Source organism: Nocardioides sp. AN3 (assembly GCF_054653495.1).
Window position 1 is genome coordinate 32,249 of record NZ_BAAIGC010000015.1, and the last position, 14,491, is coordinate 46,739.

General features: G+C 70.2%; 14 protein-coding genes. 2 read left to right on the forward strand and 12 right to left on the reverse strand.

Annotation, left to right across the window (positions count from 1 at the left end):
* Nucleotide 1: 1 nt before the first annotated feature.
* The 8 genes from nuoH to ACYQ1K_RS16805 form a co-directional block, all read right to left on the reverse strand.
* Complete coding sequence (gene nuoH / locus ACYQ1K_RS16770) at nucleotides 2-1,393, reverse strand: NADH-quinone oxidoreductase subunit NuoH (RefSeq protein WP_459984259.1); 1,392 nt, start codon at nucleotides 1,391-1,393, stop codon at nucleotides 2-4.
* Nucleotides 1,383-3,683: an NADH-quinone oxidoreductase subunit G gene (locus ACYQ1K_RS16775; RefSeq protein WP_459984260.1), complete on the reverse strand. Its 2,301-nt coding sequence runs from the start codon at nucleotides 3,681-3,683 to the stop codon at nucleotides 1,383-1,385. The genes nuoH and ACYQ1K_RS16775 overlap by 11 nt, the downstream gene beginning before the upstream one ends.
* A gap of 64 nt (nucleotides 3,684-3,747) precedes the next feature.
* Nucleotides 3,748-5,088 carry an NADH-quinone oxidoreductase subunit NuoF gene (nuoF, locus tag ACYQ1K_RS16780; protein WP_459984261.1) on the reverse strand — a complete coding sequence of 447 codons (1,341 nt, stop codon included), beginning with the start codon at nucleotides 5,086-5,088 and terminating at the stop codon, nucleotides 3,748-3,750.
* Nucleotides 5,089-5,090: 2 nt separating this feature from the next.
* The gene (gene nuoE, locus ACYQ1K_RS16785; RefSeq protein ID WP_459984262.1) at nucleotides 5,091-5,780 is read right to left on the reverse strand and encodes an NADH-quinone oxidoreductase subunit NuoE; all 690 of its coding nucleotides are present in this window, start codon (nucleotides 5,778-5,780) and stop codon (nucleotides 5,091-5,093) included.
* Nucleotides 5,781-5,883: 103 nt separating this feature from the next.
* On the reverse strand, nucleotides 5,884-7,221 hold the full coding sequence (locus ACYQ1K_RS16790) for an NADH-quinone oxidoreductase subunit D (protein ID WP_459984263.1): 1,338 nt from the start codon (nucleotides 7,219-7,221) through the stop codon (nucleotides 5,884-5,886).
* Entirely contained in the window at nucleotides 7,221-7,940 is a 720-nt protein-coding gene (locus ACYQ1K_RS16795) for an NADH-quinone oxidoreductase subunit C (protein ID WP_459984264.1), read from the reverse strand. Before ACYQ1K_RS16795 ends, ACYQ1K_RS16790 begins: the two co-directional genes overlap by 1 nt.
* On the reverse strand, nucleotides 7,937-8,491 hold the full coding sequence (locus ACYQ1K_RS16800) for a NuoB/complex I 20 kDa subunit family protein (RefSeq protein WP_459984265.1): 555 nt from the start codon (nucleotides 8,489-8,491) through the stop codon (nucleotides 7,937-7,939). The genes ACYQ1K_RS16795 and ACYQ1K_RS16800 overlap by 4 nt, the downstream gene beginning before the upstream one ends.
* 135 nt (nucleotides 8,492-8,626) lie before the next feature.
* Nucleotides 8,627-8,986 (reverse strand): NADH-quinone oxidoreductase subunit A, encoded by a 360-nt coding sequence (locus ACYQ1K_RS16805; RefSeq protein WP_459984266.1) that lies wholly within the window; start codon nucleotides 8,984-8,986, stop codon nucleotides 8,627-8,629.
* Between the two features lie 231 nt (nucleotides 8,987-9,217).
* On the opposite strand from ACYQ1K_RS16805, the gene ACYQ1K_RS16810 reads away from it, so the two are divergent.
* Entirely contained in the window at nucleotides 9,218-10,456 is a 1,239-nt protein-coding gene (locus tag ACYQ1K_RS16810; RefSeq protein ID WP_459984267.1) for a hypothetical protein, read from the forward strand.
* A 6-nt stretch (nucleotides 10,457-10,462) separates the two neighbouring features.
* Here the strand turns inward: ACYQ1K_RS16810 and ACYQ1K_RS16815 are convergent, their stop codons facing one another.
* Entirely contained in the window at nucleotides 10,463-11,152 is a 690-nt protein-coding gene (locus ACYQ1K_RS16815; RefSeq protein ID WP_459984268.1) for a demethylmenaquinone methyltransferase, read from the reverse strand.
* A gap of 4 nt (nucleotides 11,153-11,156) precedes the next feature.
* Nucleotides 11,157-11,753, reverse strand: a complete 597-nt coding sequence (locus tag ACYQ1K_RS16820; RefSeq protein ID WP_459984269.1) for a hypothetical protein — start codon at nucleotides 11,751-11,753, stop codon at nucleotides 11,157-11,159.
* 75 nt (nucleotides 11,754-11,828) lie between these two features.
* On the opposite strand from ACYQ1K_RS16820, the gene ACYQ1K_RS16825 reads away from it, so the two are divergent.
* Nucleotides 11,829-13,097, forward strand: coding sequence for an isochorismate synthase (locus tag ACYQ1K_RS16825; protein ID WP_459984351.1), 1,269 nt, complete (start codon nucleotides 11,829-11,831; stop codon nucleotides 13,095-13,097).
* A 452-nt stretch (nucleotides 13,098-13,549) separates the two neighbouring features.
* Here ACYQ1K_RS16825 and ACYQ1K_RS16830 read toward each other — a convergent pair whose 3' ends face one another.
* Entirely contained in the window at nucleotides 13,550-13,831 is a 282-nt protein-coding gene (locus ACYQ1K_RS16830) for a YciI family protein (RefSeq protein WP_459984270.1), read from the reverse strand.
* On the reverse strand, nucleotides 13,831-14,469 hold the full coding sequence (locus ACYQ1K_RS16835) for an MBL fold metallo-hydrolase (RefSeq protein ID WP_459984271.1): 639 nt from the start codon (nucleotides 14,467-14,469) through the stop codon (nucleotides 13,831-13,833). Before ACYQ1K_RS16835 ends, ACYQ1K_RS16830 begins: the two co-directional genes overlap by 1 nt.
* Between the last annotated feature and the right edge of the window lie 22 nt (nucleotides 14,470-14,491).

The window sequence follows — 14,491 nt, forward strand, 5'->3', positions numbered from 1 at the left end:
GTCAGGCCTCCTCTCGGACGACGGTGCCGTTGGTGCCGGACATGCGGGACGTGAACGCCAGTGGCTGCGCAGCGCCGCGCACCGCCCCACCCGCCGGCATCGGCGGGGTCGGGAAGCCGCGGGAACCGGTCTCGATACGCTCGCTGGCGCTCTCTACTCGACCACCGGCTGCCCCGCTGGTGCTCGCTGCTCGACCACCCGCACCGCTGGTCGAGTAGCCGGAGCCGCTAGGCGAAGGCGTATCGAGACCATCCGCCGGCTTCCGCGACGGCCAGAAGGTGACCACCAGGAGCACGGCGAGCACCACGCCCAGCACGATGAGAAGCGTCGGCCGGTGCATCCCGCCGTCGAGCTGGATCGCCTTGACCGCGGCCACGGCGAGCAGCCACACCAGGCTGACGGGGATGAGGATCTTCCAGCCCAGCGCCATGAACTGGTCGTAGCGCAGCCGGGGCAACGATCCGCGCAGCCAGATGAAGATGAAGATGAAGAAGAGCATCTTGCCGAAGAACCACAGCAGCGGCCAGTAGCCCTGGTTGGCGCCGGGCCAGAAGTGGTCGATCCAGAACGGCGCGTGCCAGCCGCCGAGGAAGAGCGTCGTCGCCAGGGCGGAGACGGTGGCCATGTTGATGTACTCGGCGAGGAAGAACAGGGCGAACTTCAGGCTGGAGTACTCCGTGTGGAAGCCGCCCACCAGCTCGCCCTCGGCCTCGGGCAGGTCGAAGGGCGCGCGGTTGGTCTCGCCGACCATCGCGATGCAGTAGATGAGGAAGCTCGGCAGCAGCGTCAGCCCGAACCACAGGTTGTCCTGGGCGGCGACGATCTGGCTGGTCGAGAGGCTGCCGGCGTAGAGGAAGACCGCGACGAGCGAGAGGCCCATGGCGACCTCGTAGGAGATCATCTGGGCGCTGGAGCGCAGACCGCCGAGGAGGGAGTACGTCGACCCCGACGCCCAGCCGCCGAGCACGATGCCGTAGATGCCGATGCTCGCGATCGCCATGACGAAGAGGACCGCGACGGGCAGGTCCGTGAGCTGCAGCGGCGTCTTGTGCCCGAAGAAGTTCACCACCGGCCCGAACGGGATGACGCTGAACGTCACGAACGCCGGCACCACGACGATGATCGGCGCCAGGATGTAGACGGCCTTGTCCGCCGCCTTCGGGACGATGTCCTCCTTCAGCGCGAGCTTCACGCCGTCGGCCAGCGACTGCAGCAGCCCGAAGGGGCCGTGCACGTTGGGGCCGATCCGGTGCTGCATCCGGGCGACGACCCGACGCTCCCACCAGATGTTGAAGAGCGTCAGCAGCACCAGGACGAGGAAGACCAGCACGGCCTTGATGATGATGATCCACCACGTGTCACGGCCGAACTCGCTCAGCGCTTCACTGGGCACCGGTGACCTCCACTCGTGAGCCGGGGCTCGCCACGTCGGCGAGCAGGCCTCGACCGGTCGAGTTGGCCGGCAGCCACACGACGTCGTCGGCGATGTCGGCGACCTCGGCCGGCACCGTCACGGACCCCCGGTCGCCGGTCACCGTGACGGTCGCCCCGAAGCGCTCCAGGTTGCCTGCGCTCAGCCGCGCCACCGGTGGCCGAGCCGTCGCCGCGAGCGCCTTGTCGCCCTGCTGCAGCACGCCGTTGTCGAGCAGCAGCTTCCAGGTGGCGAGCCGGAAGGAGCCAGTCTCGATACGCTCGCTGGCGCTCGCTACTCGACCCCCGAGATCGGCCATGCTTTCGCCGGTCGAGTAGCCGGAGCCGCTAGGCGAAGGCGTATCGAGACCCGCCCCCCGCTCGCCGAGCTCGTCCGCGATCCCCTTCAGCACCCGGGCATCGGTGAGCGCCGCGGGGTTGTGGAAGACCTGCCCGAACGGCCGCTCGCGGCCCTCCCAGCTGACGAACGTGCCGGCCTTGTCGGTGATCGCGGCCACCGGCAGGACCACGTCGGCGGCGCGCGTCACGTCGGTGTCCCGGACCTCGAGGCTGACCACGAAACGGGCCGCGTCGAGCGCGGCACGGAAGGCAACAGGGTCGCTGGTGTCGTCGGGGTCGACGCCGCCGACCAGGAGCCCGCCGAGCTCGCCGGAGAGGACCGCGTCGACGATCGCGTCGGCGTCGCGTCCGCCCGGCCCCGGCAGCAGGCCGGCTTCGACCGCACCGCGGTCGCCGGCGCGGCGCGGGACCCAGGCCAGCCGGGCGCCGGACTTCGCGGCGAGCTCGACCGCGGCGCCGAGCGCTCCGGGCGACGTCGCCAGCCGCTCGCCGACGAGGATCACCGCCCGGGAGTCGAGGCCGAAGTCGGCGTGGCCCAGCAGCGACGACAGCGCGTCGGCCTCGTCGCCGGGCGCGGTCGGCACGACGGTCGCCGACAGCTTCTCGAGACCGCGTGTCGTGAACGGCGAGAGCGAGACGACGCGTGTCCGCCCGGCTCGCACGGACTTGCGCAGGCGAAGGAAGATCGTGCCGGCCTCGTCCTCGGGCTCGAGGCCGGCGAGCACGACGACGGAGGCCGACTCGAGGTCGGCGTACGTGACGCCGAGGCCCGTGCCTCGGACGTGCTCGGTGAGGAACGCCGTCTCCTCGGACGAGAGTGGCCGGGCGCGGAAGTCGACGTCCGGAGTGTGGAGGGCGTCGCGCGCGAAGGCGGCGTACGCCCGCGCGTCCTCGAGCGTCAGCCGTCCTCCGGGGAGCACGCCGACGCCGCCCGCCGAGGCGAGTCCCCGGGCCGCGACCGCGAAGGCCTCCAGCCAGGAGGCCGGGCGCAGCGCGCTGGACCGATCTCCTGGCACGTCCCGCACCTGCGGGTAGGTGATCCGGTCGGCCGCATAGAGGTAGGCGAAGCCGAAGCGGTCCTTGTCGGTGATCCACTCCTCGTTGACGTCCGGGTCGTCGCCGGCGAGCCGGCGGACCACCTTGCCGCGACGGTGGTCGACGCGGATCGCCGCGCCGGACGAGTCGTGCTCGGTGACCCCCGGCGTGGAGACGAGGTCGAAGGGACGGGCGCGGAAGCGGTACTCCTCGCTGGTCAGCGCCCCCACCGGGCAGATCTGGATGGTGTTGCCGGAGAAGTACGACGAGAAGGGCGCGTTCTCCGCGATGCCGATCTGCTGCTGTGCGCCACGCTCGACCAGCGCGATGAAGGGATCGCCGGCGATCTCCGCGGCGAACCGGGTGCAGCGCTGGCAGACGATGCAGCGCTCCCGGTCGAGCAGGACGTTCGGGGAGAGGTGGATCGGCTTCGGGAACGTCCGCTTGATGCCGCCCGACGCCGCGAACCGGGACTCGCCGCGACCGTTGGACATCGCCTGGTTCTGCAGCGGGCACTCCCCGCCCTTGTCGCAGACAGGGCAGTCCAGCGGGTGGTTGACCAGCAGGAACTCCATGATCCCGTTCTGGGCCTTGGTCGCCGTCTCGTTCGCCGTCGAGACGACCATGCCCTCGGCGACCGGGATCGTGCAGGAGGCCTGCGGCTTGGGGAAGCCGCGGCCGTTGCCGGCGTCGGGGATGTCGACGAGGCACTGGCGGCACGCGCCCACGGGCGCGAGGAGCGGGTGGTCGCAGAAGCGCGGGATCTGCACGCCGGCCTGCTCGGCCGCTCGGATCACCAGGGTGCCGGCCGGCACGCTGACCTCGATGCCGTCGATGGTGAGCGTGACGAGGTCGCTCTTGACCACCTCGCTGGTCATCGGGGTCCCCGATCGATCGTCTGCGGGCGAGTGAAGCGGAGCAGCGGAGAATCGGGCGGGGTGATCATGCCATGACCTCCTGGAAGAGGGTGGACTTCGCGGGGTCGAACGGGCAGCCGCCCTGGTCGAGGTGAGCGAGGAACTCGTCGCGGAAGTACTTGATGGAGCTGGTGATCGGGCTCGTCGCGCCGTCGCCGAGGGCGCAGAACGAGCGACCGAGGATGTTGTCGCACTGGTCGAGCAGCAGGTCGAGGTCCTCCGGCGTGCCCTGGCCCCTCTCGAGCCGGCTCAGGACCTGGACCAGCCACCACGTGCCCTCGCGGCACGGGGTGCACTTGCCGCAGGACTCGTGCTTGTAGAACTCGGTCCAGCGCAGCACGGCGCGGACGACGCAGACCGTTTCGTCGAAGATCTGCAGCGCACGGGTGCCGAGCATGGACCCGGCGGCACCGACCGACTCGAAGTCGAGCGGGACGTCGAGGTGCTCGGCGGTGAACAGGGGCGTCGAAGACCCGCCGGGCGTCCAGAACTTCAGCTCCCTGGGCTGACCGTTGGGGGCTTCTCGTACGCCGCCCGCCAGCTCGAGCAGCTGGCGCAGGGTGATGCCGAGGGGCGCCTCGTACTGTCCGGGCCGTGTGACGTGACCCGAGAGCGAGAAGATGCCGAAGCCGTTCGACTTCTCCGTGCCCATCGCCGCGAACCACTGCGCCCCGTTGGCGATGATGCTCGGCACCGAGGCGATCGACTCGGCGTTGTTGATGACCGTCGGGCTCGCGTAGAGACCCGCGACGGCCGGGAACGGCGGACGCAGCCGCGGCTGGCCGCGCCGGCCCTCGAGCGAGTCGAGCAGCGCGGTCTCCTCGCCGCAGATGTAGGCGCCCGCGCCGGCGTGGATGACGAGGTCGAGGTCGTAGCCGGAGCCGTGGATGTTCGAGCCGAGGTGGCCCGCGGCGTACGCCTCGGCGACGGCGGCTTGAAGGCGACGGATCACGTGCAGCACCTCGCCGCGCACGTAGATGAAGGCGCGGTTGGCCCGGATGGCGTAGGAGCTGATGATCACGCCCTCGACCAGCGTGTGCGGGCTGGCCATCATGAGCGGGATGTCCTTGCAGGTGCCCGGCTCGGACTCGTCGGCGTTGACGACGAGGTACTTCGGGTTCGGGTTGTCCTGCGGGATGAACGACCACTTCATGCCGGTCGGGAAGCCCGCGCCACCGCGGCCGCGCAGACCGGAGTCCTTCACGGCGGCGATCACGTCGTCGGGCGACATGCCGAGCGCCTTGTCGAGCGCCTGGTAGCCGCCACCGGCGGCGTACGACCCCAGGGTCCAGCTGCGGTCGTCGGCCCAGTTGGCGGTGAGGACCGGGGTCAGGGGTCCTTCGTTGGTTGAGCTTGTCGAAACCACCGTCACTCGCCTTCCCCGGTCTCGATACGCTCGTTGGCGCTCGCCACTCGACCAGCGGCGGAGGGCGCCTTCCAGTCGTTCTCCTGCGCGAGCCTCAACCCGACGAGAGATGCGGGACCTGCGGAGGGCCCTTCGTCGGCGCGACCGTCGTTGAAGCCGGCGAGCACGCGCTCGGCCTCGCGCCAGGTGCACAGTCGCGGGCCGCGCGTGGAGTGCCGCTCGACGCCGTTGCGCAGATCGTCGACGAGCTCGACCGCGCTCGCAGGGGTCTGGTTGTCGACGAACTCCCAGTTCACCATCACCACCGGCGCGTAGTCGCAGGCGGCGTTGCACTCGACGTGCTCGAGGGTGATCTTGCCGTCCTCGGTCGTCTCGTCGTTGGCGACGTCCAGGTGCTCCTTGAGCCGCTCGAAGATCGCGTCGCCGCCCATCACCGCGCACAGCGTGTTGGTGCAGACGCCGACGAGGTAGTCGCCGACGGGGCGCCGCTTGTACATGGTGTAGAACGTGGCGACGCCGCTGACCTCGGCCTCGGTGATGCCGAGGATCTCGGCACACGCCGCGATGCCCTCGGGCGTCACCCGGCCCTCGACGGACTGCACCAGGTGCAGCATCGGCAGCAGGCCGCTGCGGGCCTGCGGATAGCGGGCGGCGATCTCACGCAGCTCGGCGTACGTCGTCTCGTCGATCATCGCCTCGTCCCCTTCCGCAACTGTTCCCAACGGGCAGATCTCGGGACGCCGAATCTGCCGCTTGAGAACAGTTCCGCCGGGGCGGCGCCGCCATGGTGGCAACTCATCGGTCGACGCCTCCCATCACCGGGTCGATCGACGCGATCGCGACGATGACGTCGGCGACCATGCCGCCCTCGCTCATCACGCTCGTCGCCTGCAGGTTGGTGAACGACGGGTCGCGGAAGTGCACCCGGAACGGCCGTGTGCCTCCGTCGGAGACGACGTGCGCGCCGAGCTCGCCCCGCGGCCCCTCGATCGGGACGTAGGCCTGACCCGGCGGCACCCGGAAGCCCTCCGTCACCAGCTTGAAGTGGTGGATGAGCGCCTCCATCGACTCGCCCATGATGTGGCGGATGTGGTCGAGGGAGTTGCCCATGCCGTCGGACCCGATCGCCAGCTGCGAGGGCCAGGCGATCTTCCGGTCCGCGACCATGATGGGCGCGCCCTCGAGCTTCGCGAGCCGGTCGGCCGCCTGCTCGACGATGCGCAGGGACTCCCACATCTCGCCCAGCCGCACGCGGAAGCGCCCGTAGGAGTCGGCGGTGTCCCACGTCTGCACGTCGAACTCGTAGTCCTCGTAGCCGCAGTAGGGCTGCGTCTTGCGCAGGTCCCACGGGTAGCCGGTGCTGCGCAGGACCGGCCCGGTGATGCCGAGCGCCAGGCACCCCTCGAGGTCGAGCACGCCGACGTCCTGGAGTCGGGCCTTGAAGATCGGGTTCGCGTTGCAGAGATCGGCGTACTCCGGCAGGCGCTTCTTCATCAGGTCGATGAAGCCGCGGATCTCCTCGAGGGCGCCAGGCGGCAGGTCCTGCGCGACGCCGCCCGGCCTGATGAAGGCGTGGTTCATCCGCAGGCCGGTGATGAGCTCGAACAGGTCGAGCACAAGCTCGCGCTCGCGGAAGCCGATCGTCATGACGGTCAGCGCGCCGATCTCCATGCCGCCGGTCGCGATCGCGACCAGGTGGGAGGAGATGCGGTTGAGCTCCATGAGGAGCACCCGCATGACCTGGGCCTTCTCCGGCACGTCGTCCTCGATGCCGAGGAGCCGCTCGGTGGACAGCACGTACGCCGTCTCGTTGAACAACGGCGCGAGGTAGTCCATCCGCGTGCAGAACGTGACGCCCTGCACCCAGGTGCGGAACTCCATGTTCTTCTCGATGCCGGTGTGCAGGTAGCCGATGCCGCAGCGGGCCTCGGTCACCGTTTCGCCCTCGAGCTCGAGGATGAGCCGCAGCACGCCGTGCGTCGACGGGTGCTGAGGGCCCATGTTGACGACGATGCGCTCGTCGGCGACCTCCCCCAGCTGGTCGGTGAGGGCGTCCCAGTCCTGCCCCGAGACGGTGTAGACGCGCCCCTCGGACGTGCCGAACCCCTCGTTGGTCGAGCTTGTCGAGACCATCAGCTGTAGCTCCTCCGCGTGTCCGGCGGCGGGATCGTCGCGCCCTTGTACTCCACACCGATGCCGCCCAGCGGGTAGTCCTTGCGCTGCGGGTGGCCCGGCCAGTCGTCGGGCATGAGGATGCGGGTGAGGGCGGGATGGCCCTCGAAGACGAGGCCGAACATGTCGTAGGTCTCGCGCTCGTGCCAGTCCAGCGTGGGGTAGATCGACACCAGGCTCGGCAGCCGAGGGTCCGCGTCGGGAGCACTGGTCTCCACGCGGATCCGCCGGTTGTGGGTCATCGAGAGCAGGTGGTAGACCGCGTGCAGCTCCTTGCCGGCGTCGTCGGGATAGTGCACGCCGCTGACGCCGGAGCACAGCTCGAAGCGCAGGTCGTCGCGGAGGATCCGCGCCACCGTCACGAGGTCCTCACGCCGCACGTGGAAGGTGATCTCACCGCGGTCGATCACGACGCTCGGCTCGGCCACGGCCAGCGCGCCGGCGACCTCGTCGTACCACCCGCCGTATGGCGGGCTGGCCGGCGGCGGGAACAGGACCGGACGGACGAGCCCCCCGAAGCCGGAGGTGTCGCCGCTGTCGCGGGCGCCGAACATGCCCGTCCGCACGCCGATCTGCTCGGCGCCACCTTCGGTGGTCGAGTAGCCCGAGCCGCTAGGCGAGGGCGTATCGAGACCCGAGCCGCTCTCGGGGACGTTGTCGGGGACGTTGGGCTCGGTCATCGGAGCAGGCCCTTCATGCTCGAGGTCGGGAGCGCCTGGAGGGCGTCGTTCTCCTGCTGCTCGATCTCACGCGCCCGGTTGGAGCCGAGCTTGGCGTGCTGGACCTGGTCGTGCAGCTTGAGGATCGCGTCGATCAGCATCTCGGGGCGGGGCGGGCAACCGGGGAGATACATGTCCACCGGGACGACGTGGTCCACGCCCTGGACGATCGCGTAGTTGTTGAACATGCCGCCCGAGCTCGCACACACGCCCATCGCGAGCACCCACTTGGGCTCCGGCATCTGGTCGTAGATCTGCCGCAGCACAGGGGCCATCTTCTGGCTCACCCGGCCGGCGACGATCATCAGGTCCGCCTGCCGCGGCGAGGCGCGGAAGACCTCCATGCCGAAGCGAGCGAGGTCGTACTTCGGGCCGCCGCTGGTCATCATCTCGATGGCACAGCACGCCAGCCCGAAGGTGGCCGGCCAGAAGCTGGCCTTGCGCATGTAGCCGGCGACGCCCTCGACGGTGGTGAGGAGTACGCCGGACGGCAGCTTCTCTTCGATTCCCATGTCAGTTGCCTCCCGCTGAGGGTCGTGAGGTGCGTGCCATGCCAAGGCGGAGGAGGGAAGGCGGCCTTGGCGCGGAGCGCAGCGGAGCGGCCGTCGACCGACGACAACGCTGGCAGGGTGCGTACATCACGAGCCTCAGTCCCAGTCGAGTCCGCCGCGACGCCATACATACGCATAGGCCATGAACACCGTCGCGATGAAGATCGTCATCTCGACGAGCCCGAAGACGCGCAGCGAGTCGAAGTACACCGCGAACGGATAGAGGAAGATGATCTCGATGTCGAAGACGATGAAGAGCATCGCGGTGATGTAGTACTTCACCGGGAATCGGCCACCGCCGACGGGGTGCGGCGTCGGCTCGATGCCGCACTCGTAGGAGTCGACCTTCGCGCGGTTGTAGCGCTTCGGCCCGACCAGGGCCGACATCACGACCGAGCCGACCGCGAAGAGCGTCGCCAGCGCCATGAGCACCAGGATCGGTATGTAGAGATGCACCGGCACGTCCTTCCACGCCCTCGAGATCGACCGGCCTTTGTGATCTTGTGAACTGGATCACAAAGGTCCTCAGACATTCCTATCACTCGGCGGGGACGGCGTCACGCATCTGGTCGGACTCGGCCGTTCTGCGTCCACAAGTCGCTCCATCGCTGCCGTCGGAAGGCGCGGGAGGACGGCCCTGTGGAGGGCGGACCCCAGCTGTCGGACGCTCGTGTCAAGGTCGTCGGCATGACCGAACTCGAGGAGCTCCCCCGCACACCGTGGTGGGACGTGATCGTGGTGCTCGACGATGACGGGCGCTTCAGGTTCGCCTACACCGTCGGGCTCGCGACAGACGACCTGCCGGAGCTGCATCTGTGGTCCCAGCCGTCGCTGGGCGAGGACCCCGGCGCGGACTGGCGGTTCAGCTCATCGGACATGACCCAGCTGCTCAACGACATGGGGTGGAGGCTGGCCGAGGGGCGCCTGCCGACCGGCACCGCGTGGGAGGAGAAGTACGACGCCGGTCAGGTGACGGTGCGCTTCCGCGTCGGCGAGGCCACCGACGCGAGGGAGCTGGAGGCCTACCACGCCGGCGACGCCCCGGTCCTCCCGATTCGTTGGTCGCTGCACCGTGAGCCTGACGGACCACCGACTCCACTCGGCGCCGACGAGCTCGCGGCTGCCACCGCTGAGCTGGGGGCGGTCCTCGACGACCTGTCCGACGACGTGCCCCGCACGCCGGTGATCGTTCCCGGCTGGGAGGTGCCCAGCCCCGTCGCCCGGACCGCCGCGCGCCCAGTCGGCCGCGCCGGGGCGCTCGACCGACTCGTCGACGACGTCGCCGATCTGGTGGCCGGCGTTGGACGCACCTGGGCGCACGACGCCTGGGAGGAGGCCCTCACCTGGTTCAACGATGATGGTGGGGAGCCGAGCGACGAGGACTGGGTCAAGCACATCCTCGCGCAGGTCATCAGGCCGTATCTGGTCAGCGTCGCCGCCGCGGACCTGCTGCCTCCCCACGTGGCCATACACGGCGCCGGACCGCTGCTGTGCGCGATGACCCCGATGGGACTGCCTCCGTCGGAGGCGTGGCATGCAGCTCCCCACGTGATCGAGGCGACCCGCGCGCTCGTGCTGCGGGCGGGGCCGCGCCGGCTCGCCGCGGCGGCGGTCGCCTGGGGTCAGCGGGACGACGACGAGACCGCGGACGCGCGGGGCGATCTCGCTGCCGTCCAGGTCACCACGCCGTCGATGTTCCCGCCCTGCCGGTCCGTGCTGCCCGCGCGCTTCGCAGAGGACGTGGAGCGCGCCGGCCGAGGCGAGCTCGGACCCGGCGACGTGCAGGGCTGGCTCTCGGTGATGACAGCTGTGCTCTCGCACCGCACCAGGCTCGACCCCGCGACCGTCACGATGGTGGCCGATTGCGGCGAGCCACACCTGCCCGGCCTCAGGCGACTCCTCGACGAGCCGCTCGGAGCGGCATGAGAAGGGTCAGGCCGTTGCCCGGTGGAGAGCGACGATGCCACCGGACAGGTTCCGCCACTGCGGTCGTGCCCAGCCCGCCTCGCGGATCATCCTCGCGAGGCCCTCCTGGTCGGGCCACGCGCGGATCGACTCAGCGAGGTAGACGTAGGCGTCCGGCGAGGACGAGACCGCGCGGGCGACGCGCGGCAGGGTCTTCATCAGGTACTCCATGTAGACCGTGCGGAACGCCCTGTTGGCCGGGTGGCTGAACTCGCACACGACCAGGCGCCCACCGGGCTTCGTGACGCGGCGCATCTCGGCCAGGCCGGCCGCCGGGTCGACGATGTTGCGCAGCCCGAAGGAGATCGTCACCGCGTCGAACGTCCCGTCGGCGAACGGAAGACGGGTGCCGTCGCCGGCGGTGAAGGGCAGCGTCGGCCTCGCCAGCTTGCCGACCTCGAGCATGCCGAGCGAGAAGTCACAGGGCACCACCACCGCGCCCGCGTCAGCGAACGGCTGCGACGACGTGCCCGTGCCGGCGGCGAGGTCGAGCACCAGCTCGTCGGGCTTCGGGTCGATGGCGTCGTACACCTCGCGCCGCCAACGACGGTCCTGACCCAGCGACAGCACGTCGTTGGTCACGTCGTAGCGGCGGGCGACCGCGTCGAACATGCGACGGACGTCGCCCGGCTGCTTGTCGAGCTCGGCCCGTGCCATCGGGCTAGGCCACCTCGTTGAAGACGTCGTCGACGAGGGCGACCGCCTTGGCCAGCTCGAGCGGGCTGGTCACCTGGACGGTGGTGTTGCCCTCGGACTTCTGGCACTGGACGTACGACGCCTGCACGCCGCCCTGCCCGTCAGCGGAGCCGTTCTCGATGCAGACGACGTCGCCCTTGCGCACCAGGCGCTGCACCTGCTGGTTGGACTGCGCCGATGCGGGGTCGGAGAACTCGAACGGGGAGAACGCACCGCCCGACGCCTTGAACACCTGGACGAAGAGCGGCGTCGACAGCTTCTTGTCGATGTAGGTGCGGGTGGCGGCCGTCACGCCGGAGTCCTTGAGCGCCTTGTCGCCGTAGCTGCGGGCGGTCCGCGCGGCGGCCGACGCCTGCTGGACCTGGGTGTCAGTGGCGTTGGGGGCGTGCTTGTAGGCCTCGACCAGGTCGGTGGCGGTGTAGCCACCCGGGAGGGTGTCGGGCAGCGAGACATCGCCGGAGTCACCGTGCGCCTTCGGCAGCACGACCGCGAACACGATCGCGAGCGCGAGGAGAAGGACGCCGATGATGACTCCCGGCAGGACGATGCGTCGGTTGCTCACGGGCCACGACGGTACCGCGTGCGCAAGGACCGGCCGGCATCGGCGCCCGATCCGGCTCGTCTCGCCGGCGAGGGGATGTTTCCCGCCAACCTCTACAGTGATCGGGTGCAGTCCGCTCTCGTCGCCCGCACCGTCACCGTGCCGGCCGAGGCCGCGGCCGACCTGATCGCGCTGCTGCCGCCCGATGCCCCGCTGTCATGGGTGCGTCGCGGCGAGGGCCTCGTCGGCTGGGGCCAGGCGGCCTCCGTGCGGACGACCGGGCCGACCCGCTTCGCCGACGCGAGCAAGTGGTGGTCGGAGCTGGTCGCCCGCTCCTCGGTCACCGACGAGGTCAACGAGCCGGGCAGCGGGCTCGTCGCCTTCGGGTCGTTCGCCTTCTCCGACGACGACTCGGTCGCGTCGGTGCTGACGGTGCCCGCCGTCGTGGTCGGCCGCCGAGGCGGCGTGGCCTGGGTGACGACAGTCGGCACCGAGGACACCCCGCCGCCCGCATGGCTCCCGCAGCGAGCCGAGCCCGCAGCAGCCCCGCGGGGGGTGACGTATGCCGATGGCGCCCTCGACGGTGAGCAGTGGATGAGCGCGGTCGCTGAGGCGGTCGCCCGGATCGACGCGGGCGCCCTCGAGAAGGTGGTGCTCGCCCGCGACCTCATCGCCACCACGGCGAGCGCGATCGACGTCCGCTGGCCGCTCGCACAGCTGTCGGCGTCGTACCCGATGTGCTGGACCTTCCACGTCGACGGCCTCTTCGGTGCGACGCCCGAGCTGCTCGTCCGGCGCGAGCGCGGCCTCGTCACCTCCCGCGTCCTGGCGGGCACCATCCGCCGCACTGGCGACGAGACGCGCGACGACGAGCTCGCCGGCGCGCTCTCGCGGTCGTCGAAGGATCTGGAGGAGCACGAGTACGCCGTCCGGTCCGTCGCCGACGCGCTCGAGCCGCACTGCTCCTCGATGAACGTGCCCGAGGCGCCGTTCGTCCTGCACCTGCCGAACGTCATGCACCTGGCGACCGACGTGACCGGCGTCGTGCGCGACGGCATCACCTCGCTCGAGCTCGCCGCCGCGCTCCATCCCTCAGCAGCCGTGGGCGGGACGCCACGCGACCGAGCCGTCGCGCTGATCGCCGAGCTGGAGCAGATGTCGCGCGACCGCTATGCCGCGCCGGTCGGCTGGATGGACGCCGCCGGCGACGGCGAGTGGGGCATCGCTCTGCGCTCAGCGCTCGTCAGCGGCGACACCATCCGCCTCTTTGCCGGCTGCGGCGTCGTCGGCTCCTCCGACCCCGCCTCCGAGCTGGCCGAGTCCCAGGCCAAGCTCGTCCCGGTCAGAGACGCATTAGGCGGATAGGCATCGGTCGAGTCAGACCGGTTGCGCTCGTCCCGCACGGTCGCGCTCGGTCCCGCTCGGTCCCGCTCGATCTCGCTCGGTCCCGCTCGATCTCGCTCGGGCGGACTGGTGCGCCCGGGTGCGCCGCTCCGCAACTGGTCTCAATCGACCGATCTCAAGGCGGCGGATCCGCCCATTCAGACCGGTTGCGAGTCGGGCACGCAGACCTTGCGCGCAAGGGCGCGTCGGCGCATCCCCGCATGCCTGTCCTTCCTTCCCGCCCGATCGCCTCTCGGGCTTTGATGGACGACGGACCGGCGAGCGAGTCCCTGCCCGGCTTGCACCTGCGGCCCAGCGGCCGGCCGGTCCAGCGGACCACCACGGTTGAAGAGGCGCTGCCACTTCGTGAACGAATTCACTAAGCGGCAGCGCGTCTTCAGCACATCGTGATCCGACGTGGGCGCAGTACCCGGTCAGATGTCCAGCGTCTCCCGCCAGGGACCGAGCACGGGGTTCCAGCCGACGACGGAGCGCTCGGTGATGAGACCGGCGGTCCAGAACGGGTCGTCGTCGAGGATCTCCTCGATGTCGGACGCCGACTTCCCCTCCCACAGCAGGAGCGCACCGTTGTCCTCCGTGGGCCCGGAGATCAGCAGGCCGTCCTGGTCGGCGAGGAAGCCGCGGTGCTCGGGGCGGAGCCGGTCGAGCGCCTCGGTGTCGGGGGTGTAGACGTAGGTCACGGCGAAGTAGGGCATCAGAGGTCCTGTCCGTCCTTGAGGCGGAAGTACTCCTGCCCGGCCTTGGGCAGGAACATGTTGATCTGACTGTCGAAGATCGCCGACCCGGCCTCGGAGTAGATCCGGTCGTGGATGGCGACGTTGCGGGGCGCCTTGACGGCGCGGGCGAAGTCGATGAGGTGCCGGCTCGCTGCCCAGGGCGCGGACACCGGCACGAACAGGACGTCGACGTCCTGCTCGGTCTCAGAGATGGCGTCGCCCGGGTGGAAGAGTCGCTGCCCGCCCATCTCGATGCGGTAGCCGCTGTTGTGGAAGCGCGGCAGCTCGTCGTGGATGACCGCGTGGAGCTCGCCGACGGCCGTCACCGGCACGCCGGCCGGCTGGAAAGACTCCCCCGGCGCGACGACGGTGACGCGCTCGGCCACGTCCGGGGCCTCGTCGCGGATCTTGGTCGCGACCGCGTCGATCGTGAAGACGGGAGCAACGCAGGCCCGGAGGAGATCGGGCGTGTAGTGATCGGGGTGCTCGTGCGTGATGAGGACGGCATCGGCGCCGGCGAGGGCCTCGGCGTCGGTGAACATGCCGGGGTCGAGCACCAGCGTGGTGCCGTCGTGCTCGAGCCGGATGCAGGCGTGGCCGAACTTCGTGATCCGCATGAGCGCAGCCTAGTGGGACGTT

Coding starts and splice junctions, on each gene's coding strand:
- ACYQ1K_RS16825 (WP_459984351.1), top strand. CDS start 11,829: ATGTTTCCCGCCAACCTCTACAGTGATCGGGTGCAGTCCGCTCTCGTC.
- ACYQ1K_RS16775 (WP_459984260.1), bottom strand. CDS start 3,683: ATGACCAGCGAGGTGGTCAAGAGCGACCTCGTCACGCTCACCATCGAC.
- ACYQ1K_RS16810 (WP_459984267.1), top strand. CDS start 9,218: ATGACCGAACTCGAGGAGCTCCCCCGCACACCGTGGTGGGACGTGATC.
- ACYQ1K_RS16795 (WP_459984264.1), bottom strand. CDS start 7,940: ATGACCGAGCCCAACGTCCCCGACAACGTCCCCGAGAGCGGCTCGGGT.
- ACYQ1K_RS16815 (WP_459984268.1), bottom strand. CDS start 11,152: ATGGCACGGGCCGAGCTCGACAAGCAGCCGGGCGACGTCCGTCGCATG.
- ACYQ1K_RS16800 (WP_459984265.1), bottom strand. CDS start 8,491: ATGGGAATCGAAGAGAAGCTGCCGTCCGGCGTACTCCTCACCACCGTC.
- ACYQ1K_RS16830 (WP_459984270.1), bottom strand. CDS start 13,831: ATGCCCTACTTCGCCGTGACCTACGTCTACACCCCCGACACCGAGGCG.
- ACYQ1K_RS16835 (WP_459984271.1), bottom strand. CDS start 14,469: ATGCGGATCACGAAGTTCGGCCACGCCTGCATCCGGCTCGAGCACGAC.
- nuoE (WP_459984262.1), bottom strand. CDS start 5,780: ATGATCGACGAGACGACGTACGCCGAGCTGCGTGAGATCGCCGCCCGC.
- ACYQ1K_RS16790 (WP_459984263.1), bottom strand. CDS start 7,221: ATGGTCTCGACAAGCTCGACCAACGAGGGGTTCGGCACGTCCGAGGGG.